Source organism: Streptomyces sp. NPDC043861 (genome assembly GCF_056435905.1).
The window spans coordinates 1-22,713 of record NZ_JBWKDP010000025.1 but is presented as its reverse complement, the minus strand read 5'-3'; the positions used below and the strand labels follow the sequence as shown (position 1 = coordinate 22,713).

Genomic DNA, 22,713 nt, shown 5'->3' with positions numbered 1-22,713 from the left:
ATTCTGCCTCAAAGCTAGGGATGAAGGGCACAACTGGCAATCGGCTGCCTCATCGATTGGCCTAACGTTGCCGCATTGGTCGGGGTCGGCATGGGTTCCGCCCGATCGGTCATGGGCGGGAGGAATCTTTGGTGGCCGCGACGAACACAGCCGCAGCGCCCCCTGGGGCGGGGAGCGCACCACCTGCGCTCCGTGCCGCCGGGAACGGACTCTCTCCGCAGGCGGCGGGCACGCTGGCGTTGCTGATGACCGTGGCGATCTGGGCCGCGTTCGCGCTCAGCGCCCGCGCGCTCAGCGCCTCCACCCTGCTGCCCGCCGACGCAGCCCTGCTGCGGTTCGGCGTGCCCCTCGTGGTTCTGGCGCCTGCCCTGTGGCGGCGCCGGCGCCGGCGCCGGCTGACCGCTGTACGGCCGGGCCCCGCCGCCAAGATCATTTGCGGCGCGGGGGTGCCGTTCTTTCTCGCTGCGATGCACGGCGGGTCCCTGACGTCGGCGGCCTTCGTCGGTGCGATCGTCCCCGGGATGGTCCCGCTGTTCGTCTCCGCACTTCTTGTCGCGAGTGGGCGCAGTGCTCCGCGGGGGACGCAGACGGCAGGGCTGGTGCTGATCGTCGCCGGAGTCGTCGCACTGGTCTGTCGCTACACCGTCGTGCTGGACAGGGACGTCCTCCTCGGTTCGGGCATCCTGCTCGTCGCGAGTGGGCTGTGGGCCCTGTACACGGTGGGGCTGCGGGAAGTGGACCTCGACCCCGTCGGATCCATAGGGCTGCTGTGCCTTCCGTCGTTCGCCGCCATCGCGGTCCTGGTCCTGACCGGCGTCCTGCCGACCAACCTCGCCCGGGCGACCGGTGGAGATCTCGTACTGTTCCTCGTCGTCCAGGGTCTGGGCGTCGGTCTGTGTGCCGGTCTGCTGTACGCGTTCGCCATCCGGCGGCTGGGACCGCAGCGTTGCTCGGTCGTCGGCAGCCTCAGTCCGGTCGCCGTCGTCCTGCTCGCCATCCCCCTTCTGGACGAGTCGCCGACCCTGCCCGTCGTGGTCGGCGTCCCTCTCATCACCGTCGGCGTCGTCCTCGCCAATCGACGCCCCCGATCCAAGGTTTCCGCAGATGCTTGAACTTCTCGCTCCTCCGCCGGTCGACCCGCTGTGGGATCTTGCTGCCGAGTTCGCAGCCGACACGCGCCCGGAGCGTCTGAACCTCGTCCTCGGTGTGTACCGGGACCACACGGGGACCACACCGGTCATGTCGGCGGTCAAGGAGGCCGAGATTCGCCTGGCGGGACTCTCCGCCTCCAAGGAGTACCGCGGACTCTCCGGCAACACCGCTTTCAACCGGGCCATGCTGTCGATGGTGCTGGGGACCGAGGCCCGTACCGAACGGGCCACGGCCGTTCAGACCGTGGCAGGCACCGGAGCCCTGCGGCTGCTCGCCGACCTGGTGCGCCAGACCCGCCCGGGTGCGACGGTGTGGATCAGTGACCCCGCCTACGTCAACCACCGGCCCATCCTTCAGGCGGCCGGTCTGAAGGTCCGGACGTACGGCGGGCTCGACTCCGAGAGATTCCCCGACGCGGCGGGGATTCTCGACGACCTGCGTGCCGCCGGACGCGACGACGTCGTCCTTCTCCAGGGCTGCTGTCACAACCCCACAGGGGTCGACCCCTCTCCCGAGACCTGGGAGGCGCTGGCCGAGCTCGCCGCGACGAACGGCTGGGTGCCCTTCATCGACCTGGCCTACCACGGTCTCGGCGACGGGCTCGAGGCCGACCTGTCGGCCACCCGGATGCTGGCCGACCGGCTTCCGGAGATGCTGATCGCCGTCAGCTGTTCCAAGAACTTCGGCCTCTACAGCGACCGCACCGGCTGCGCGATCGTCCTCGGGTCGACGCGGCAGGCACTGCGCCACGTGGAAACGGCATTGCAGAACGCCGCACGAACCTTGTACTCGATGCCGCCGGAGCACGGCGCCGCCATAGTCGCCACCATCCTCGAGGACACGGATCTGCGGACCTCGTGGCGGGCCGAGCTCGAGGTCATGCGCAACCGGATCACGGCCAACCGGTCGGATCTGGTCGGGCACCTCGACGCGCTGGGCTGTGGCGCCGAGGCGGAGTCGCTCGCGCGGCAGAAGGGCATGTTCTCGATGCTGCCGCTCATGCCGGACAGCATGCGCCGGCTGCGCAGGCAGTTCGCCATCTACGGCACAGCTTCGGGACGCATCAACATCGCGGGAATTCCGGCGCACCGGATCCCGTACCTGGCGCAGGGGATCGCCGCGGTGTGCGGAACCGTGGACACGGCCGCCGTGCCGTCGACCGCCCCGGCGACGCGTTGAGGAGTGGGTGGCCGGGCGGTGGATTTCCCCCGCCGCCGCTCGCCGATCTCCTCGGAGCGCGATCGGGGGTCCCGGGTTCGGCATGGTGACCCCCGGCGTCGACCGGACGGACGTGTGCGTGTGACGCCCGGGACGGAGAGCGCCGTTGTCGGGGCCTGATGGATCGGGCGGCGACGGCATCGTGGCGTACGTGCCGGCAACCGTGCGGCAGCAGCCCGGGAAGCGCACGCCGCTCCGGGTGCGCGTCAACCCCCTGCCGGGGGTTCCCGGTTCAGGTGCGGCGTCGGCCCGTGACCTTGGACGCAGGCAGGCGGCCGGCCTTGGACGTTCCCGCCATCGTGTCGCCGTCGACCGTCATGGAGAAGGCGAGGTCCAGGCGCAGCGGCTTGGTGATCGACTGGCTCCAGGTGAGACGGCTGCCGTCCTGGACGACGTCGTTCAGGGGCACCTCCTCTCCGGCGCCGTGGGCGCTTCCGGTCAGTGTGCCGTCGTCGGCCGGGTGGAGGTCCAGGACCGTCCTGAGCTTGCCGACGGGTGTGGAGATGTTCAGGTCCCAGGTGCCTTCGACGGATATACGAGAGAGTTCCTCACGGTGTTGGGGCAGTGCGGTGGCGGGGAAGCGGTGCGGTCGTTCACAGGGCGGACGGCTGCGGCCCCCGGTTGCGCCAGACGACTCCGCGACGCTCATGGGCGAACAGTTCCTCAACGGCGTGGGCGATCCGTGGCCCGACCTCACGTTCCAGTAGGTACAGGCCGAGGTCGAGGCCGGAGGTGACGCCTGCGCCGGTGACGAGGTCGCCGTCGTCGACCACCCGTGCGCGCACCGCAGTTACGCCGGTGGCATCCAGCATGTCCAGGCCCAGGTGATGGGTCGTGGCATGGCGACCTTCCAAGAGGCCTGCCATGGCCAGTACGAGGGACCCGCCGCACACCGCACCGACGGTCACCCCGGGGCGGTCCATCGCGTCCTTGAGCAGGGAGGGCAGGCCGGTCTGCAGAGTGCGGCCCAGCAGCACCGGGATGAGTTCGTCCTGCCCCGGTTCGCCCGTGGCGTCGTCGGGGACCTCTCCCGGCTCACCGACGCGGCCCGAAGCGCCCGGCAGCACGATGAGGTCTGCCCGCTCCGGATCGAGGGTGGACGTGGCGCGCAGGACCAGACCTCCGGTGCCGCTGACCACGTCGCGTGGCCCCTCGGCGGAGACCAGTTCCACGCTCACCATCCCGTCCGAGGCGACGCCTCCTGCGTACAGCACCTCGTAGGGGGCGATGGCATCGAGCGGATCGAATCCGTCGAACAGGACGATTTGGGCGAGCATGAGCACTCCTCGAGGGCGTTGGGGATGCGCCCAACGTAATCAGCCGGTTCCCCGTCCCCCAGTGGCGTAACTGACAACTGTCAACGGAAAAGCGCCACATCGTGAGCGAGAACCCGTGAGCAGTTCCTGCTTCGGGGTCCGGGGTTCCCGGGGCGCCGCAGCCCGCCGAGGGCTTACCTGCCGACCGTTTCGTCGATGGTGCGAGCCTTCTGCGTTCCCTTCCGATTGCAGCTCCCTGGCTGCCCGTCCGTGCACACCCGTCAGCTGCGTGCCGATGCCCCTTCGCCCGCGCCCGGCTGGAGGGCGACGACTCCGGTGCTGTGCGCTCCCTCGTCGTACGAGTCGACGACCCGGGGTTTCATTGGTGACTGCCTCGGCGGGGGTCCGGGTGCACGGTTCCGTCCGTCCGGTGCTCGAGCCCGGCAGGAGTGGCGGAGCCGGCCCTCCGCGACGGGGCGACGGCGTGCCGGAGCTGCTCACCCGCCATCCGGGGTGAGGTGTGGTGCATCTCACGATCGCCAGCGTACCTACTGGTCGGTATGGTCGCTGTCGGTAGGTGACCTACAGGAGGCCTCATGTCTGCGACCAACCGCCAGATCCGTCTGGCCGCTCGCCCTTCGGGCATGGTTCAACCCGAGGATTGGGAGCATCACTCCGCACCCGTCGAGGAGCCCGGCCCCGGCCGGTTCGCGGGCCGGACACGCGTCATCTCGCTGGACCCCGCCATGCGGGGATGGCTCGACGACCGCCCCTCCTATCTGCCGCCCGTGGGGATCGGCGAGGTGATGCGCGCGGGGTCGGTCATCGAGGTCACCGCCTCCCAGCACCCCGGTTTCCAGCCCGGTGACCATGTCGTCGGCACCTTCGGCGTCCAGGAGCACGTCGTCTCCGACGGCAAGGGCGCCCTGAAGATCGACACCTCGCTGGCGCCGCCGTCGACGTATCTCGGCGCCCTCGGAATGCCGGGGATGACGGCGTACTTCGGCCTGCTGGACGTCGGCGCGCTGAAGGAGGGGGAAACCGTCGTGGTTTCCGGAGCGGCCGGTGCGGTCGGCACCCTCGTCGGCCAGATCGCCAAGGCGAAGGGCTGTCGGGTCGTTGGCATCGCGGGCGGGCCGGAGAAGTGCGCGCTGCTCACGGACGAACTCGGGTTCGACGCGGCGATCGACTATCGGGCCGGCGACGTCAAGCGCGCACTGCGCGACCAGACCCCGGACGGCATCGACGTCTACTTCGACAACGTCGGAGGGGACATCCTGGACGCGGCACTCACCCGGCTGGCGATGCACGCGAGGGTCGTGATCTGCGGCGCGATCAGCCAGTACAACAACGCGACTCCGGTCAGCGGCCCTTCGAACTACCTCTCCCTGCTCGTACGGCGCGCACGCATGGAGGGGTTCGTGGTCTTCGACTACGCCAAGCGCTATGCGCAGGCCGCGAAGGAGATCTCCGGCTGGATCGGGGACGGTCGTATCACCGTCAAGGAACACGTGGTCAAGGGCACTGTGGACGACTTCCCCGAGACGTTGCAGATGCTGTTCCGTGGCGACAACGTCGGCAAGCTCGTCCTGGAACTGGCATGACCGCCGCTGCGAACGGGGCGACCGCCCCGGAGGAAGAGCACACGGCAGGGAAGGCCGACGGGGACGCCCCGCTGCGCGGCAAGGTCGCGATCGTCACCGGCGGTGCGAGCGGACTGGGCCGCAGCACCGCGCTGGCGCTGGCAGCGGCCGGCGCCGAGGTGGTCGTCGCCGACCTCGATGCGCAAGGGGGCAAGGAGGTGGCGGACCTCGTCGGCGGCCACTTCCGAGCCTGCGACGTGGCCGACCTCGAAGCCGACCGGGCACTGGTGGACTTCACCGTGGAGCGCTGCGGCGGGGTCGACATCGCGTTCCTCAACGCGGGCGTGGCGACGGGGTGCGGAGTCGGTGACGACTTCGATCTCGCGCGATACCGCCGTGCGATGGGGGCCAACCTCGACGGTGTCGTCTTCGGCACCCACGCCGTGCTGCCCGCGATGCGGGCCCGCGGGGGCGGGTCGATCGTGGCCACCGCGTCCTTGGCGGGCCTGGCTGCGGTGCCGCTCGACCCCCTCTACGCGGCCAACAAGCACGCCGTGGTGGGCCTGGCCCGTTCCCTGGGTCCGGCTCTCGCACCCGAGCACATCCGCTTCAACGCGCTCTGCCCGGGATTCGCCGAGTCGCGGATCATCGACCCGCTGCGCGACATGCTCTCCGAGCAGGGCGTGCCGGTCATCCCGGCGGAGGCGGTGGCCGACACGGTGGTGCGGATCGTCACCGGCTACGGCACCGGCGAGTGCTGGTTCATCCAGGCCGGCCGGGAGCCGGAGCCGTTCCGCTTCCGAAATGTCCCGGCGCCCGCAAGGCCTGCGAACGCCTGAGACCACGACCCGGCACTTCGTGCCGGCAGACGCCGCGTGCCGGGGGCGGCACGGACCCGCCGCCCGGTTCCCGCGTCTGCCGGCCGGCCAGGCGGGTGCGCCAACAGCGGTGGGGGCGGCTGAGGTTCATCCCGTGGGACGCTCCCGTACCCTCTCTCGTCCCGCGGCCGACAGGGGTACGCCCTCGCCCCCAGGGGCAAGCGAGTGCCGTGTGGGACCTGACACCGCGTTTGAGTACATGAGGACGTTCGAGCTGAGTACGTCGTACGATTCCCCGCTGCGTCAGGGCTGTTCGAATGGGAGCCATGAATCCCGAAGCTCCCCGCAGTCCGCGCATGCGTCAGGTCACCACCACGGGTACCGCCCTGGCCGCGGCCCTGCTCCCGCTGATGGTGGGCGTTCTGGTGGCGAAGCAGCTCGGCGCGGACCCGTTGTCACCGGTGAACGCCCTCATCACCAGCGGGGGCCAGCGCGGCCGGGTCTGCCCGTCGCAGCTGCGCAGCAGCGGCCGTAGCGCACTCCAGCGCTGGAGGGCCAAGGCCCCGCGTGTCCCTCTGGCCGAGCCGGGTGCAGGGCGTCCGCAGAGGACCTTTCCGCTCGGATGGCGGACGGCCGGCGGCCGCTGCACGAACCCGCTCGGGGGACGGCGCGAAGCGGACTCCGCTGCCTGATCACCACCACCGCCACCGCCACCGCCACTGCCACCGACGACGCCGACGTCGAGCGGGTGCCGGCAACGCGCCATGGCGGGCGAGGTGTCGGCGGAGCGACGGCGCGGCGTCACTCGGGTTTGCCGTCAGGTCTGCATCGCGAGATCACAGTCGTCGCAGATGCGTTCCGTGTGTTCCGGGCCGTGCCACGGCGAGCCGGGATGCTCGGAAGGCTGCCAGGCCGCCACTTCCATGGCGAATGTGTCCTTGCCGCAGATGGTCCGAGGGCCGGGGACGGTCGGATCCCCGGGTGCGGCAGGTGCTGCGTGGACGCGGCGGACCGGCCGGTTCTCGGCTGCCGGAATGCCCGCAGGACCGGACGCCGACATCGCCTTGTCGAACTCGTGCACAACGATGATCTGGCTCATGGTCCGACGGTATGCCGCTGCGGAGGAGCGCGCCCCCGTCGGTGGGGGCCATGGGGCAGGTGGACGGATGCACACCGGCGCGGCAGGCACTCCACAGGAAGCTCCGCCATCTGGACCTGCTGGGGGTCGCCGCCCTCGGTATGCTCATGCAACTCCATCGAACCATAGGTTCTTGGCCTTCTTTGCTTATGACTCCATAGGGCCTGATCGGAAATTCCCCTGAGAATCCTTTGATCGTCAGCCTTGACGGCCAGGCTCGCCACCCGTAACACTGCCGCTCACATCACAGAACTCCCGAAGCGCTCGGAGGACCGAGCGCAGGCGGATCCCGAACAGACGGACTGCACCGTTCCACACCCGGTCCGGAGAACGAGGCGCCATGACTGTGAAGAGCACCGGGACGACCGCTCTCATCCAGGACGACCGGGCGGAGGCGACGATCGACCTGGGCGCCTATCGGGAGAACCTCGCCGCACTGCGGGCGCGTTGCGACGGTCCGGAATTCATGGCCGTGGTGAAGGCGGACGCCTACGGCCACGGTGCGGTGCGCTGCGCCCGTGAGGCGGTCGCCGCGGGGGTGGGGTGGCTGGGCACTGCGACTCCGGAAGAGGCACTGGCGCTGCGCGCCGCGGGAATCGGTCCCGAGCAGGCGCGCGTGCTGTGCTGGTTGTGGACTCCTGGTGGGCCATGGGAGAGGGCGTTGCGCGCAGCCGTTGACGTCTCGGTGAGCGATGTTCGGGCCCTGGACGAGCTGCTGGCGGCGGTCCGTGCCACGGGCGTCCCCGGTCGCGTCCATCTGAAGGTGGACACAGGTCTCGGCCGCAACGGCTGCCCGGCGCACGCATGGCCGGACCTGGTCGACGCCGCGCTGAGCGCCCAGTCGGAAGGCCTGATCGACGTGGTGGGCCTCTGGTCGCACCTCGCCGCCGCCGACGAACCCGGACACCCGTCGGTCCAGGCCCAACTGGCCTCCTTCGCGCAGGCGCTGGAGCACGCGGGGCGGGCAGGGGTGCGCCCCGAGGTGAGGCACCTGGCCAACTCCCCGGCCACGCTCCTGCTGCCGCAGACGCATTACGACCTCGTCCGCTGCGGCCTTGCCACGTACGGGCTGTCCCCCGTGCCGGAGGTCGGCCGCCCCGCGGACTTCGGTCTGCGCCCCGTGATGTCGCTGACCGCCCGGCTGGCACTGGTGAAGCGTGTGCCCGGTGGTCACGGAGTCGGCTACGGCCACCGGTACACCACCCAAGGTCCGACGACTCTGGGCCTGGTCCCCGTCGGCTACGGCGACGGGGTGCCCCGGCAGGCCGGTAACACGGCGTCGGTCCAGATCGGCGGCAAAACCCTCCGGGTGGCGGGAGGAGTCGCGATGGACCAGTTCACCGTCGACCTCGGCGGGAACCTCGTGGAGCCCGGCACGGAGGTACGGCTGTTCGGCCCGGGCGGGCGCGGGGAGCCGACGGCCGAGGACTGGGCCCGGGCCTGCGGCACCATCTCGTACGAGATCGTCACCCGGATCGGCCCCAGGGTGCCGCGCCGCTACGTGGGTGGTTCGGCCGGCTGAGCTGCACGGCGGATGTCATCGTCATGGCGGTTGTGGGCCGTCGGCGGCGGAGCTTCGGGCCGATCCCGTACAACGGGGGCGTCTTCCGGGTTCACAAGCGCTGTTCACAGCCCTTGCCCAAGAGCCCGCTGCCGTACATGAGTTGCCGTGCGGCGGAGCGGGTGTCGGCACGAAGTGGGCGCGTTGGAACGCACGTGCCGGACCGATGCCGACCCGGTGGCTGCGGACAGCCGCCGGGGGAGGGGACGTGCGCCGACCGGAGGTGCCGACCGCGGAAGTCGACCGAGGAACGCTCCCCCGCCTTCCCGCTGCCGGGGCAGGGGGTCTTTGACGTCGGGACCCTCCGCCGGGCCCGGGGGAGGGCCGACCTCCACGCGGGAATCTCCGTGTCGGAGAGCACGCGCCGCCCGGAGCGCTGTGCTCCGCTTAGCATGTGCTGCATGCTGCGCTGCCGCTTCTTCGGACACCGATTTCGCTTTCGCAGCGAGGGCAACGGGATGCGGTGGCACTGCGCCCGCGGCTGCGGAGCCGGTGGCGTCAGGACGCGCCCGGCGGCCGAGGAAACCCGGCGTCATCCGCGGGCACTGGGCCGCGAGGACCGCGATCCCGTTCGTCGGGCTCCGTTCGTCGGACCGTTCCCCGCGCGGCTCCTGCGGGCTCTGCGCGAGCGGCGCAGGCGAAGTTGCGTCGGACGACCAGGTGCACGATGACGCCGCAGGTCCCGAGCCCGACGAGGCAGCAGCCTTGTTGCGCAAGGGACTTGACGCCATCCCGGCGGAGACCCTGTCGGGCGCTCCGGACTGCGCCCCGTTGACCCAGCCCGCCCGGTACCCACGCGTCCCCGGAGGCTCTCGTCACCGCCGTGTGCATGATCCGTGCGGAGGATCCGCCCACCCGGAGGCCGAAGGCGGGTCGATTCGAACGGGGTGCACTCGTGTGCATCATGCAATTCCTGCAGCCGGACCTCGGGCGGCGTGATGCGTCCCGCTCCGCCGCAGTCCAGGATGATCGATCGCCCCTGTCGTCCCGAAGGCACTCCCTGTACGTCCGAAGGCACAGGGAAAACCGGGAAGACGAGCTCACAGCCCTCGAAAGCGGCGGACTGTTTGCCGCGGTCCGGAGTGGGGAGTCGCGTCTATGGGAGCACTCCATGAACGGAGGAATGAAATGATCATCCTCGGGCTCGTTCTGCTCATCATCGGTGCTGTGGCCGGAATCGGTGTGCTCTGGACCATCGGCATCATCCTCGTCGTGATCGGGCTGGTTCTCTGGGTGCTCGGCGCCGTGGGCCACGCGGTCGGCGGTCGTCGGCACTACTACTGAGCACCGGCTGAGCACCGGTGACGCGGCGGCCGGGGGACCGCCACGACGGCGTGCGTACACGGACCGTGCGGCACCGACCCGTGCGACGCCGACCGTGCGGCACACGGACAAGGGGCGCCTCATGGGGCGCCCCTTCTTCATGGTGCGACCGTCCTCCACCGCCCCCGGCACGGACCCGAGTCCATCGCACTGCATCCGCCGGACTCCGTTGAGCGGAAGGCATGCGCAGGGGGCAAGGTGGCAGCGTGGAGCAGGTGCTCCGTTCGGATCGGAGGGTTCCATGGGCGGACCGAGTGACCGTCGCGGCACGCCGGGCCTGCGCTGCCTGGTCACCGGAGCCTCGGGCTACATCGGCGGCAGGCTGGTGCCGGAGCTGCTGGACGCGGGACACCGGGTGCGGTGCATGGCCCGTTCCCCGGAGAAGCTGCGCGACCATCCCTGGGCGGGTCGTGCGGAGGTGGTGCGCGGGGACGTCACCGATCCGGCTTCGGTCGGGACTGCACTGCGAGGCGTCGACGTCGCCTATTACCTGGTGCATGCGCTGCGCTCCGGCCGCGGCTTCGAGGAGACCGACCGTGAGGCCGCCCAGGTCTTCGCGAACCGGGCCCGAGCCGCCGGCGTACGGCGGATCGTCTATCTGGGCGGGCTGACCCCGGCCGGGGTCGCGGACCGAGAACTGTCCCCCCATCTGCGCTCCCGCGCCGAGGTGGGGGAGACCTTCCTCCGGTCGGACGTACCTGCCACCGTGCTCCGTGCCGCCGTCATCATCGGCTCCGGCTCCGCTTCCTTCGAGATGCTGCGGTATCTCACCGAGCGACTGCCGGTCATGGTCACCCCGAGCTGGGTCAGCACCCGTATCCAGCCGATCGCCGTGCGGGACGTGCTGAGATATCTCGTGGGCAGTGCGCAGATGCCCGACGACGTGAACCGGACCTTCGACATCGGCGGGCCGGACGTCGTGACGTACGAGCAGATGATGCAGCGGTACGCGTCCGTGGCCGGTCTTCCGCGCCGCATCATCGTGCGTGTGCCGATGCTCACCCCCCGTCTCTCCAGCCAATGGATCGGACTGGTCACGCCGGTTCCCCCATCCCTCGCCCGCCCGCTCGCCGAGTCACTGCGCCACGAGGTCGTCTGCAGCGAGCACGACATCGGCCGGTATGTTCCCGATCCGGCCGGGGCGCCGTTCGGCCTCGACCTGGCTCTCACCCTGGCGCTTCAGCGCGTTCGCGACGCCCAGGTCACCACCCGCTGGTCGTCGGCATCCCTGCCGGGTGCTCCCAGCGATCCCCTGCCCACGGACCCCGACTGGGCGGGCGGCAGTCTCTACTCCGACCGGCGAGCGCTCCGGGTCGAAGCCTCGCCCGCGGCACTGTGGCGGGTCATCGAGGGGATCGGCGGGGACAACGGCTGGTACTCCTTCCCGCTCGCATGGGCGGTGCGCGGCTGGCTGGACCGGCTGGTGGGAGGCGTCGGCCTGCGCCGTGGCCGCAGGGATGCCGCCCATCTGCGCGTCGGGGACTCGCTGGACTTCTGGCGGGTCGAGGAGATCCAGCCCGGCAGGCTGCTGAGGCTGCGCGCCGAGATGCGGCTGCCGGGGCTCGCCTGGCTGGAGATGTACGCCGACCCGGACGGGGACGGCCGGTCCCGATACCGCCAGCGCGCGTTGTTCCACCCGCACGGGCTGCTCGGTCATCTCTACTGGTGGAGTGTGTCGCCCTTCCACACCGTCGTGTTCGGCGGCATGGCCCGCAACATCGCCCGGGCCGCGCTGCGGCCCGAGGCCCGGAACGGCCGGGGAGACGGCGAAGACCAGGAGAACCACGACGCCGAGAGCGCGGATGCGCGCTGACCCTGCGCATCCGGCAGCCGCACATCCACCGAACCACAGGGCAGGAGCATCGACGAGAACACGCCCCGGGAGTCATATGAGCACCGCAGTGGTCCTGTTCACCTCCGACCTGCGCCTGCACGACCATCCGCCGCTGCACACGGCGCTCGCCGCATGCGACCAGGTCGTGCCCCTGTTCGTCAGGGACGACGGCATCGCGTCCACCGGGTTCTCCGCCCCGAACCGCGATGCCTTCCTCGCCGACTGCCTCGCCGATCTCGACAAGGGGCTGCGTGAACGGGGCGGCCGTCTCGTCGTTCGCTCCGGCGATGTCGTCGACAGGACATGTGAGGTGGCGCAGGAGGCGGACGCCGGCACGGTGCACATGGCGGCCGGCGTCAGCTCCTACGCCCAGGCCCGTGAGGCGCGGCTGCGTCAGGGCCTGGAGCGGGAGGGCCGGAGGCTCCATGTCCACGACGCCGTGGTCACCGCACTGGCCCCCGGGGCTGTCGCCCCCTCCGGCTCGGACCATTTCGCCGTCTTCACCCCGTACTTCCGCCGCTGGTCGCAGGAGGAGATCCGGGGCACCATCGGCGTGCCGCGCAGGATCCGCGTACCCGGCACCGTGAGCTCCGAGCGGCTCCCTTCCCGCGCGGACGTCCGGGGGGTCTCCCCGGGCCTCATGGCCGGCGGGGAGAGCGAAGGGCGCAAGCGGCTCGAGGTGTGGCTACGGGACGGCATCGGGCACTACGAGGACGTTCACGACGACCTCGCCGGTGACGCGACCTCGAAACTCTCTCCGCATCTGCACTTCGGTACGCTCTCGCCGGCCGAACTCGTCCACCGCGCGCGCTCGGTGGGCGGCCCGGGAGCCCAGGCGTTCGTACGGCAGGTGTGCTGGCGCGACTTCCACCATCAGGTGCTTGCCGCCCGGCCCGGCTCCGCCGGCCGCGACTACCGCGCCCGGCACGATCACTGGCGCTCCGACAGCGGCGCCGGGGACGAGATCGACGCGTGGAAGGACGGCCGTACGGGCTATCCGGTGATCGACGCCGCCATGCGCCAGTTGCACCACGAGGGCTGGATGCACAACCGCGGCAGACTGCTGACGGCGAGCTTCCTGGCCAAGACGCTCTACGTGGACTGGCGCATCGGCGCCGCGCACTTCCTTGAGCTGCTGGTCGACGGGGACCTCGCGAACAACCAGCTCAACTGGCAGTGGGTGGCCGGGACCGGCACCGACACCCGGCCGAACCGGGTCCTCAACCCGGTGCGCCAGGGAAGGCGGTACGACCCGGACGGCGCGTATGTGCACCGCTGGGTGCCCGAACTCGCGGGGCTCGAAGGGCCCGCCGTCCACGAACCCTGGAAGCTCCGGGGCCTCGACCGCGCCCGGTACGACTACCCGGACCCGGTCGTCGACCTCGCCGACGGGCTGGCGCGGTTCAAGCGCGGCCGTGGCATCGACTGACCGAGCCGGGCCGCAGCGGCTCACGACACCGGCGGAGCGACGGTCTCGGGACGCGAGCGGCTCGCGGGCTTCTCGCGAGCACGGAGTGACGGTCCCGGCCGAGGGCAGGGACCGGCTTGCAGCGATTCAGCGTCGTAGCATGGACCGGGTGAAAGCCGACCAGCCCGACGGCGTTCCCGCGCACGACGGCGCCGCTTCTCTCAGCACGGGAGCCGTCGCCCGGAGGCTGGGGGTGGCGCCGACAACGCTGCGCTCCTGGGAGCGACGCTACGCGATCGGTCCCGCCGTCCGCGAGGACGGCAGACACCGCCGCTGGACCCCCGCGGACATCGCCAGGCTGGAGGAGATGTGCCGGCTCACCGCCCAGGGAGTCCCGCCCGGCGAAGCGGCACGAGCGGCCCTGCGGGCTGCCGCCGCGTCCCGGGGGACGCCGTCCTCCGGCCGGGGCACGGCGCCACCCGCCTCCCGTTCACCCGGCGGGCCCCACGCCCTGCCGCTCGGGGAGGTACGTCGGGAGTGCCGGGGGCTGGCCCGTGCAGCCGTGCGCCTCGACGCACCCGCGGTCGAGAGGCTGCTGGACGCGGTCCTGGCCGAGTACGGCCTCGTCACCGCGTGGGAAGAGGTCGTCGCACCGGCATTGCATGCCGTCGGCCGCAAGTGGGCGTCGTCGGGGGAGCGTTACGTCGAGGTCGAGCATCTGCTGTCGTGGTACGTCTCCTCGGCGCTGCGCCGTGTGCGGCCGGCGCGTGACATCGCGGACGCACCGCCCGTGCTGCTCGCCTGTGTACCCGGCGAAATGCACACTCTGCCCATGGAAGCCCTTGCCTGTGCGCTCGGTGAACGCGGCCTGCCCGCAAGGATGTTCGGCGCCGCTCTGCCGTCGGAGGCGCTGTACGAGTCGGTACGCCGTCTCGGCCCCTCCGCGGTGGTGCTGTGGGCCCAGTCGCGGTCGACCGCCGATCGCGCGCTGGTCGCCTTCGTCTCGGGCATGGAATGGGGCCTTCGGGGGGCGAGGAGTCACCCCTCCCTCCTCCTCGCAGGGCCGGGCTGGGCCGGGGCGTCGCTTCCCGGGACGATGCGGCTGCACGGTCTGCGCACCGCCGTCGACATCATCGCGGCACGCCTCGAAGCCTGAGTACGCGAGGAGTCCGGGTGCTCCGAGTGCACGAAGAGGCTCGCGGCGGACCACCGTCCCCGTCAGCCCGGGTGCTGACCCGGTCAGGCCAGCAGCGAGCGGCGAAGGGCGTGCAACGCGCGGCGCATATGACTCTTCACCGTTCCGAGCGGAAGTCCGGTCCGTGCCGCGATCTGCGTCTGGCTCAAGTCGGCGTAGAAGGCCAGGCGGACCACGTGCTGCTGGGCGGACGGGAGCCTTTCGAGCTCACGCAGCACCAGGACCCGGTCCAGTGCCTGCTCGGGCTCCCCGGCGCCGGCAGGCGAGGACGCCACCGTATGACGGGCGCCGGCCGCCGCGGCCACCAGTTCGCTGCGCCGGGCACGCTCGGCGAGAGCGTCCGCGATCTTGTGCCGGGTGATGCCGACGAGCCAGCCGGCCATACCGCCACGACCGGGCCGATAGCCGTGGCGGCCGCGCCATGCGGCGAGAAAGACCTGTTGGGTCACGTCTTCCGCCTCCCTCTCGTCGCCCAGTGACCTTCTCGCGAGGGTGTACACGAGTGGACCCCAGCGGCGATACACCGCGTCCAGGCACCGTTCGCCACCCTCGACGAAACCGGCGGCCAGCAGTTCGTCGTCGTGGCTCCGCCCGGACCGCGACCGGGGACGACCTGGTTCCGGCGCCGCGGTCAGGGGCTGGGAGGTCCCGGATCCTGCAAGCACCATGATCACGGCTCCTCGCACCAGGCCGTGGCCCGGCTGGATGGTTCCGGACACGATCCCGTGACGGGTACGTCAGGCGCACCGTGCCCGGGCGGGTTCTGCGCCCAGCACCACACTGGGCCGGGCCGGACACGGCTGACAACTTGCACCGTTTCTGCATCGAACCCCGGGGCAGCGGGCCCTCCGCCCCGATGGGCCATCAGGGGGCACGCGAACGCAGCGGGTGATTACCGAGTGGCGTCACGGGTAGCCGGACCATCACGTTCAGTGGCCGGCTGCACTGGCCGGTCCCGGCCCAGCGGGACGGCCACGGTAAGGAGCGGTGATGAACAGCCCATTGGAAGCGATGCTTGATCAGGTCCAGGAACGGGGACGCTACGCCCTGCGGGGGGAAGCCGCCCGGGCCCTCGAGATCGTCCTGGACGTGCTGGGGGCACATCTCGTGGGCGACGACCGTCGTGATCTCGCCCGTCTGCTGCCCCATCAGTGCAGCCCCCTGCTGACCGACGGCGAACCGGCCAGTGAACCTCTGACGCCCCGGGGCTTCATCGAGGCGGTCGCGGCCCGTGCCCACGGTGACTTCGGCGAAGCCCGGCGCGATGTGACGGCTGTGCTGGGCATTGTCGCCGAGTCGGCCGACGACGCCTTGCTGCGCCGCATCCTCACGCAACTCCCGCCGGGCCATGCCGGGTTGTTCGGACGAACGGAGCCGGTGTGAGCGGGATGGGGCCCTGAGGGCGAACCTGGAAACGGTCTCGGGGCCTTTGGGCGCCGGAGGTTGGCACCAATTTCCCGACCGCATTGAACACTCCGCGGCTCTCCTGCGTATGTAGCCCCGCGCAGCTCCCTCACGCGGCGCACGGTCACGGCCGACCGGCAACGAAGCTAGGAGTTCCCTTGAGAAACGCAGCGCGGAGACGCCCCAAGAAGGGCAAAAGACTGGTTGCCGCCTCGGTCGCGCTCATGCTGGGCGGGGGCGGTCTCATCGCCTTCAACTCCATTGCCTCTGCCGGCGAAGGCCGGATGCCCTGGTCGGATGGGGGGAACGAGACGCGGAGCGCGGCCGCATCCGCTTCCACCATCAAGTGCCCCGAGGTCGCCAACGGGCTGCCCGAGGTGCCGGAAGGCGCCAGGCCGGAGGTCGACCGCGAGCTGGCTGCTCTGGACACCCAGATCACCGAGGCGTACAAGCGGTTCGCCGAGGAGAAGGAGCAGGTGGAGCAGGACCCGAAGTGGGCCGAGAACGCCGTCCTCGAGCCGCTGAAGAGCAAGCGCACCGCGAGCATCGACCGCATCGCCGGAGCCATCAGCCGCAAGTCGGGTGAGCGTCCCGACGGGCTTGACTCCATGGCCCCTTGCGCTCTGCAAGTGGACGACGCGGACGGCGGGGGCGACGGCCAGGACCAGGGCGACAACCAGGGCCAGGACGGCGGCCAGGACCAGGGCGACAACCAGGGCCAGGGCGACGGCCAGAACGAGGGCGGCGGGCAGGACCAGGGCGGCCAGGCGGGCAATGGCCCCGAGGCTTCCGACTTCGTCGACATCCAGTCCGTGCAGCCGAACGTCCAGAACCCCAACCAAGGTCAGGACGCCTCCCGGGGTACGTTCGCCACGGACTGCGGAACGAACCAGAACGGCAAGTTCAACCCGGACAATGTGATCGTCGCGCCCGGTGTGAGCAATGGTGCGCACCATATGCACGACTACGTCGGCAACCAGGCCAATGACGCCTTCGCCAGCGACGACGACCTCGCCAACGGCGCCACCACATGCCGCGACCAGGGTGACAAGTCGACCTACTACTGGCCGGTGCTGCGCGTGCAGAACGGACAGGACGAGAACGACGCCCAGGCCGACGGCGGCGGCAAGGACAAGAACGTCGGCGAGATCCAGACCCCGTCCGAAGTCACGCTGAACTTCGTCGGAAGCCCGGTCGGCAAGGTCACCGCGATGCCGCGCTTCCTGCGGATCATCACCGGCGACGCCAAGGCGTTCGTCAACGGCAATGCGAACGCCAACGCGTCCTGGAGCTGCACGGGATTCGAGGACCGGCAGCTGAAGGACAAGTACCCCGTCTGCCCGCAGGGCAGCAAGGTCGTACGCAGCTTCAAGTTCCAGAGCTGCTGGGACGGTCAGAACACCGACAGTGCGAACCACCGCACGCACGTCGCGTTCGCCGACCAGAACGGGCAGTGCCAGAACGGGTTCAAGGCCATCCCGCAGCTGGTGCAGCGCATCGTGTACGACGTCCCGCCGCCGGTCTTCGACGGGGCCAACCCCAGCGTGTTCGCGGTCGACTCCTTCCCGGAGCAGTTGCACAAGCCGGTCACCGACCACGGCGACTTCATCAACGTCTTCGATGACGACCTGATGCAGGAGCTGGTGGGTTGCATCAACGAAGGCCGCGAGTGCGGCCCCGGCGACAACGGCGCTCCGGGCGATGGTGGTCAGGACCAGCAGCCTGGTGACGGTGGTCAGGACCAGCAGCCTGGTGATGGCGGTCAGGACCAGCAGCCTGGTGATGGCGGTCAGGACGAGCAGCCTGGTGACGGTGGTCAGGACCAGCAGCCTGGTGATGGCGGTCAGGACGAGCAGCCTGGTGACGGTGGTCAGGACCAGCAGCCTGGTGATGGCGGCCAGGAGGAGCAGCCTGGTGATGGCGGTCAGGAGGAGCAGCCCGGTGACGGTGGTCAGGACCAGCAGTCCGGTGACGGTGGTCAGGACCAGCAGCCCGGCGATGGCGGTCAGGACCAGCAGCCCGGTGACGGCGGCCAGGACCAGCAGTCCGGTGACGGCGCGGGTGGCGCGGACCAGCCGAAGATCGCGAAGGGGTCCGGCGGTGCCGGCCAGCCCGAGGCGCCGAACACGCCGGACGCCGGCAACAACAACCCGGCGCCCGACGGCGGCAGCAAGTCCCAGACCGTACAGGCGGGACAGGGCGGACTTGCCAACACCGGCGCTCAGCTGTGGCCCTCCGCGGTCGGAGCCGTGCTGCTGATCGCAGGTGTCGTTCTTCTCCGGACGCGCAACCGTGGCGGGGCCGTCCGCCGACGGTGACGTCAGTTCTCCTCCGGCCCTGGTCGGGCCCGCACCGCGGGCCCGACCAGGGCCGCGGTGCGCAACGAGGCCCCGGCGCCGGGGCCTCGGGCCCGAGCAGGCGATGCCGCTCGGGCTCATGAGCGCTTCGGGACCCTTGGCGTTCCGGGGCGCGGGATGCCGGGGCGGCTCGCCGGGGCGTACTGGGCGGCCTGGGTGCGGAACATCGCGGCGTAGCGCCCGTCGGCCTCGATCAGCTCGTCGTGGCTGCCGTGCTCCACCATGCGGCCCTGGTGCAGGACGTAGATGGTGTCCGCGTGGCGCACCCCCGACATGCGGTGGGTGACCAGGACGACGGCCAGGTGGGGACCGGCGAGGGCACGGATGCGGTCGAAGGCCTCGATCTCCGCCTCGGGGTCGAGCGCGGAAGTCGGTTCGTCGACGATCAGGACGCCGTCGCCCCGGCAGGTCCTGATGCGCCAGTGGGTGCGGGCCAGGCCGATCTTCTGCCACTCACCGCCACTGATCTCCGATGCCCCACGGAACATCCGGGCCAGCAACGTCCCCAGTCCGTGCGGCAGTTTCCCGATCAGCGGCGACGCGCCCGCATGGCCGATCGAGGGCTCCAGCTCCTCGTGGGTGGCCGCGCGACGGGGACGGCCGATCCGGATGTTCATCGCGGCGGTCACCGGCCAGCGGTGGAAGTCCTGTGTGAGCAGGGAGACCCGCTCGAAGACCTGTGTGCGGTCGAGATCGGCCACCTCCACACCACCCCAGGACACGCGGCCGCTCTGCGGGAGCAGCAGCCCGGCAAGGATCTTCATCAGCGTGCTCTTGCCCGAGCCGTTCTCTCCGACCACGGCGATCACGGACCCCATCGGCACGGAGAGGGACACCTCGTCCAGCGCGGGCTCGTCGCGGTCCGGGTACCGGTAGGAGACCTTCTCCAACCCGATCTCGTCCACCCGGTCGGGCACGCCGGTTCCCGAACGGGGAATGGCGCGCAAGGCCGCCGCGGCGAGGAAGCGGTCGTGGTCCTGGACGTACAACGACTCCTCGTGCAACTGGTTGATGTTCATCACCAGTGCCCCCAGGCTCGCGGATCCGGACCGGACGGCGATCACCGCGGTTCCGGCCACCGCCAGCTCCATGTGCCCGGCCACGATCAGCCAGCCCATCACCGCATAGGTGCAGGCGACCGCGAAGCCGGAGAGCGCGGCGGCCACCAGTTCGGTGGCGGCCTTGTCGTCGGCGAGGCGTCTCTGCTCGGCTTCGGCGCTCTCGGCCATGTCGCGGTAGCGGTCGAGCAGGAACGCACCGACCGCATGGATCCGCACCTCCTGTGCCGCGCTGCGCTCGGTCAGGAGATTGCCGATCAGGCGGCTGGCCCGCACATGCTCGACCCAGGTCATCACCGACACATACCGCTCCTGCGCCACGCGCATGGCGCCCCACCCGCGCGGGGCGGCGATGAGCAGCAGCATGGGCAGCAGCGCCGGGTGCAGAACGGCGAGCACCCCGGCCGTGGCGATCAGGGCGATCGTGCCGTTGAGGGCGGCGACACAGGCCCCGATCATGCGCCGGGCGGAAGCGGCCCCGTACTGCGCCACGTCGATCAGACGACGGAACGCCGGGTCCTCGATCGCCTCCAGTTCCACCGCCGTCGCAGCCGCCAGGTACTCGGTCGTGGCCATCCGCTCGACCAGTGGTTCCAGGCGTCCTGCCCGGGAGGTGGACCAGCCGGCGAGCCCGGCGTTGATCACTGCGACACCCGCGACGGTGATCAGGGCGGGCAGAGCCGTGCGTAATCGGTCGGCCGGGGCGCCGGACCCCAACAGCGCGTGCATCACGGCATTGACCGCCAGCAGACCCACCGCCGCGGCGATGCCCTGCCCGACCTCGCTGATCCCCACTCCCAGCAGCGACGGCCGGTCCGCCCGCCATGCTCGGCGCAGTGTCCCGAACACCAGCCGGGGCATGGCCCGGATCGCCGTGACCATGGTCAGGTCCAGCCGGGAGCGTTCGTGCTCGGACCAGCCCATGTCGTACCGCAGCGGCCCCCCGAAGAGTTCCCGCTCCGCCTCCGAGACCGCCGGCTCGGTCATCCGTACCCGGCCGAAGAACCGCTTCACGTCACACCGTCCCCGTCATCGTGCGCCGGTCGGAGCGGTGGACACCTGTTTCCGCGCAGTGGGACGTCGAGCACATGACGGCCGGCGGAGGGCACGGGGACGGGTTCAGGGCTTCTCCTCGAGTGATGTCGGAAACACGCCGCTGGTACACCGCGCCCGAAGGCACCGGTCTCCGTCAATGTTAAGGAATACAGGGCCAGTTGGGTGGAATTCGGTCGCTTCCGCACCCGAAGGGTGCTGCGGACCGCAGCCGATGGTGAGGGGCGGACCGACGCAGGGGCGGCCACGGTTCACGACGGCTGCAGCCCCGCCAGTTCAGCGGCATGACCGAGTACCTCGACGATCATGGTGAAGGTGAGCCGCCCGGTGAACGTGTTGCGTTGGCTCGGGTGGTAGCAACCGAGGAGATGCAGCGGGTGGGGGTGGTCTGCAGCCGGGAGGACGACATGAGCGCCGTGCCGGAAGGCGGGACGGGGGCGGGGCGTCTGCCGGCCCCCGGCGTCGAGCGCGGGCAGGAGAGCCCGCCAGCCGAAGCCTCCGAGCGCCACCACGGCACGCAGATGAGGACTGAGCAGTTTCAGCTCGGACGACAGCCAGGGCCGGCACGTGTCCCTCTCCAGGGTGGTGGGCCGGTTCTGCGGGGGAGCGCAGTGCACGGGCGCGGTGAGTCGCACTCCGCGCAAAGTGAGCCCGTCCCCGGCATGCGTGGACGTCGGCCGAGAGGCGAGACCGACGGCGTGGAGCGCGCTGACGAGGAAGTCGCCGGAGGCGTCCCCGGTGAACATCCGTCCCGTTCTGTTGGCTCCATGAGCGGCGGGCGCGAGCCCCACCACAGCCATGGCCGCGTCCGACGGCCCGAATCCGGCCACCGGCCGGCCCCAGTACTCCCAGTCCTGGAACGAGGCGCGTCCGACCCTGGCGACCTCTTCCCGCCAGGCCACGAGACGCGGGCACGCCCGGCAGCCGGTCACCAGGGAATCCACCTCGCCCAGGCTGGTGCAGCGGGCCGCGTGATAGGCCGCGAAATCCGGTCCATCGGCGGCCGGCACCTGGCCCGGCTCTTCCGGTCCCGCCATACCCCCACACTACTGAAGCCCTCGTGTGTCCGACTCCGCAGCGGGGGCGGAGCCGTGCACCCCACGGCCCTGGCCGGCGGTCCCTGTGGAGACGGCTGCTGGCATGCTTGCGCCATGCCTGTGCCTCCGCAGACTCGGACACCGTCCTCCCCCGTCCCGCCCGCTCCCGAGCCGATCTCCGCCGAGCCGCCACCTTCCACGGAGAATCCGCTCCTCACACAGTCATGGCTCGACCTGACCTTCCTGCACTGGGCCGTGGACCCCGCGGACGTGGCTCATCTGCTGCCGGCCGGCACCGTTCCCGACACGTTCGACGGGGCCACATACGTGGGCCTCGTTCCTTTTCGCATGCACCGCGTCGGATGGTTCCGTCTCCCGGGCATGCCCTACCTGGGCACGTTCCCCGAGACCAACGTCCGGCTCTACTCGGTCGATGACCACGGCCGACGCGGGGTCGTCTTCCGTTCGCTCGACGCCGCCCGTCTCATACCCGTCGCCGTCGGGCGCGCAGCCTTCCGACTGCCGTACCTCTGGTCCCGGATGACCATCCGCCGCAACGGCGACACCGTCACGTACACCAGCACCCGTCGTTGGCCGGGGCCCCGCGGTGCCGGCAGCCGGATCACCGTCCGTCCGGGCGAACGGATCCAGGAGCCCACCGGCCTCGAGCAATTCCTCACGGCCCGCTGGGGCATGCACACCGCGTCGTTCGGACGTCCGATGTACCTCCCGAACACCCACCCCCAGTGGCCGTTGCACCGGGCCGAACTCATCGAGTGCGACGAGGAACTCACCAGGGCCGCAGGGCTTCCGGTGCCGCTCGGTGAGCCCATGAGCGTGCTGTACTCCCCCGGCGTGGCGGTGCGCTTCGGACGCCCCGCCCGCCCCGGCGGCATCCCCACGCCCTGACCGGCACACGGAGCCGGATCGGATCCTGCGGCCGGAGTCCGTCGCCGCCGTGGTGGTGCGCGCGGGTGCACACCGGGCCCATGGACGCCACGGTGACCGACACGTTCGTCGAACTCCCGGCAGCGGCTGCCGACCGGGCTCCGGGCGGCACCGTGTGCGTCCGGGCTCTCAGCCGGTTCCGGGTGGGGAACCGTGGTGCGCGCCCCCGCTCTCGGCGTACTCGTACGGTGAGCCGCCGGCACCGTCGGCCGGCGAGCGCATCGGGTCGCGCGGCAGCGGCGGTGACAGGCTGTCAGAGCGGATCGATGCGGACTCGTCGGTCTCTCGCACGACGTAGTGGGGGCGTCGTTTGGATTCGTGGTAGATCCGGCCGACGTATTCGCCGATGATGCCGAGGGTGGCGAGTTGG

Annotated in this window: 19 protein-coding genes and 1 pseudogene; 13 read left to right on the top strand and 7 right to left on the bottom strand. The window is 70.8% G+C overall.

The genetic code is table 11. From position 1 onward, the window contains the following. Window positions 1-131: 131 nt before the first annotated feature. A complete protein-coding gene (locus AC068D_RS35335) occupies window positions 132-1,112 on the top strand; it encodes a DMT family transporter (protein ID WP_478827247.1) in 981 nt (326 codons plus the stop codon). Next, window positions 1,105-2,331 (top strand): amino acid aminotransferase, encoded by a 1,227-nt coding sequence (locus tag AC068D_RS35330; protein ID WP_478827246.1) that lies wholly within the window; start codon window positions 1,105-1,107, stop codon window positions 2,329-2,331. Before AC068D_RS35335 ends, AC068D_RS35330 begins: the two co-directional genes overlap by 8 nt. A 271-nt stretch (window positions 2,332-2,602) precedes the next feature. Here the strand turns inward: AC068D_RS35330 and AC068D_RS35325 are convergent, their stop codons facing one another. Together AC068D_RS35325 and AC068D_RS35320 are read right to left on the bottom strand one after the other, a co-directional pair. Then, complete coding sequence (locus AC068D_RS35325; protein WP_478827256.1) at window positions 2,603-2,905, bottom strand: hypothetical protein; 303 nt, start codon at window positions 2,903-2,905, stop codon at window positions 2,603-2,605. A gap of 58 nt (window positions 2,906-2,963) precedes the next feature. After that, window positions 2,964-3,647 carry a DJ-1/PfpI family protein gene (locus AC068D_RS35320; RefSeq protein WP_478827245.1) on the bottom strand — a complete coding sequence of 228 codons (684 nt, stop codon included), beginning with the start codon at window positions 3,645-3,647 and terminating at the stop codon, window positions 2,964-2,966. Window positions 3,648-4,222: 575 nt separating this feature from the next. Here AC068D_RS35320 and AC068D_RS35315 point away from each other — a divergent pair. The 3 genes from AC068D_RS35315 (at window position 4,223) to AC068D_RS35305 (ending at window position 6,719) form a co-directional block, all read left to right on the top strand. Next, window positions 4,223-5,230 (top strand): NADP-dependent oxidoreductase, encoded by a 1,008-nt coding sequence (locus AC068D_RS35315; RefSeq protein ID WP_478827244.1) that lies wholly within the window; start codon window positions 4,223-4,225, stop codon window positions 5,228-5,230. After that, a complete protein-coding gene (locus AC068D_RS35310; protein WP_478827243.1) occupies window positions 5,227-6,048 on the top strand; it encodes an SDR family NAD(P)-dependent oxidoreductase in 822 nt (273 codons plus the stop codon). The genes AC068D_RS35315 and AC068D_RS35310 overlap by 4 nt, the downstream gene beginning before the upstream one ends. Before the next feature lie 305 nt (window positions 6,049-6,353). Further along, window positions 6,354-6,719 (top strand): hypothetical protein, encoded by a 366-nt coding sequence (locus AC068D_RS35305; protein ID WP_478827242.1) that lies wholly within the window; start codon window positions 6,354-6,356, stop codon window positions 6,717-6,719. Window positions 6,720-6,844: 125 nt separating this feature from the next. On the opposite strand, the gene AC068D_RS35300 is transcribed toward AC068D_RS35305, so the two are convergent. Continuing rightward, window positions 6,845-7,126, bottom strand: a complete 282-nt coding sequence (locus AC068D_RS35300; protein ID WP_478827241.1) for a hypothetical protein — start codon at window positions 7,124-7,126, stop codon at window positions 6,845-6,847. Between the two features lie 379 nt (window positions 7,127-7,505). On the opposite strand from AC068D_RS35300, the gene alr reads away from it, so the two are divergent. The 5 genes from alr (at window position 7,506) to AC068D_RS35275 (ending at window position 14,447) form a co-directional block, all read left to right on the top strand. Next, window positions 7,506-8,687, top strand: coding sequence for an alanine racemase (gene alr / locus AC068D_RS35295; RefSeq protein ID WP_478827240.1), 1,182 nt, complete (start codon window positions 7,506-7,508; stop codon window positions 8,685-8,687). Window positions 8,688-9,854: 1,167 nt separating this feature from the next. After that, the gene (locus AC068D_RS35290; RefSeq protein ID WP_478827239.1) at window positions 9,855-10,010 is read left to right on the top strand and encodes a DUF6131 family protein; all 156 of its coding nucleotides are present in this window, start codon (window positions 9,855-9,857) and stop codon (window positions 10,008-10,010) included. A 280-nt stretch (window positions 10,011-10,290) separates the two neighbouring features. Next, window positions 10,291-11,862, top strand: coding sequence for an SDR family oxidoreductase (locus tag AC068D_RS35285; protein ID WP_478827238.1), 1,572 nt, complete (start codon window positions 10,291-10,293; stop codon window positions 11,860-11,862). A gap of 76 nt (window positions 11,863-11,938) precedes the next feature. After that, complete coding sequence (locus AC068D_RS35280) at window positions 11,939-13,312, top strand: cryptochrome/photolyase family protein (protein WP_478827237.1); 1,374 nt, start codon at window positions 11,939-11,941, stop codon at window positions 13,310-13,312. Between the two features lie 139 nt (window positions 13,313-13,451). Continuing rightward, the gene (locus tag AC068D_RS35275) at window positions 13,452-14,447 is read left to right on the top strand and encodes a MerR family transcriptional regulator (protein ID WP_478827236.1); all 996 of its coding nucleotides are present in this window, start codon (window positions 13,452-13,454) and stop codon (window positions 14,445-14,447) included. Window positions 14,448-14,530: 83 nt separating this feature from the next. On the opposite strand, the gene AC068D_RS35270 is transcribed toward AC068D_RS35275, so the two are convergent. Beyond that, window positions 14,531-15,154, bottom strand: coding sequence for an RNA polymerase sigma factor (locus AC068D_RS35270; protein WP_478827235.1), 624 nt, complete (start codon window positions 15,152-15,154; stop codon window positions 14,531-14,533). 322 nt (window positions 15,155-15,476) lie between these two features. Between AC068D_RS35270 and AC068D_RS35265 the strand changes: the two genes are divergently transcribed. Continuing rightward, a complete protein-coding gene (locus tag AC068D_RS35265; protein ID WP_478827234.1) occupies window positions 15,477-15,869 on the top strand; it encodes a DUF2267 domain-containing protein in 393 nt (130 codons plus the stop codon). A gap of 179 nt (window positions 15,870-16,048) precedes the next feature. Beyond that, window positions 16,049-18,208, top strand: coding sequence for a DUF1996 domain-containing protein (locus AC068D_RS35260; protein WP_478827233.1), 2,160 nt, complete (start codon window positions 16,049-16,051; stop codon window positions 18,206-18,208). A gap of 116 nt (window positions 18,209-18,324) precedes the next feature. On the opposite strand, the gene AC068D_RS35255 is transcribed toward AC068D_RS35260, so the two are convergent. Both AC068D_RS35255 and AC068D_RS35250 read right to left on the bottom strand, forming a co-directional pair. Further along, window positions 18,325-20,319: an ABC transporter ATP-binding protein gene (locus tag AC068D_RS35255; RefSeq protein ID WP_478827232.1), complete on the bottom strand. Its 1,995-nt coding sequence runs from the start codon at window positions 20,317-20,319 to the stop codon at window positions 18,325-18,327. A gap of 290 nt (window positions 20,320-20,609) precedes the next feature. Continuing rightward, entirely contained in the window at window positions 20,610-21,395 is a 786-nt protein-coding gene (locus AC068D_RS35250) for a uracil-DNA glycosylase (RefSeq protein ID WP_478827231.1), read from the bottom strand. Window positions 21,396-21,509: 114 nt separating this feature from the next. On the opposite strand from AC068D_RS35250, the gene AC068D_RS35245 reads away from it, so the two are divergent. Then, entirely contained in the window at window positions 21,510-22,304 is a 795-nt protein-coding gene (locus AC068D_RS35245) for a YqjF family protein (RefSeq protein ID WP_478827230.1), read from the top strand. Window positions 22,305-22,472: 168 nt separating this feature from the next. On the opposite strand, the pseudogene AC068D_RS35240 reads toward AC068D_RS35245, so the two are convergent. Further along, window positions 22,473-22,713: pseudogene (locus AC068D_RS35240) on the bottom strand (glycosyltransferase); the annotation flags it as partial.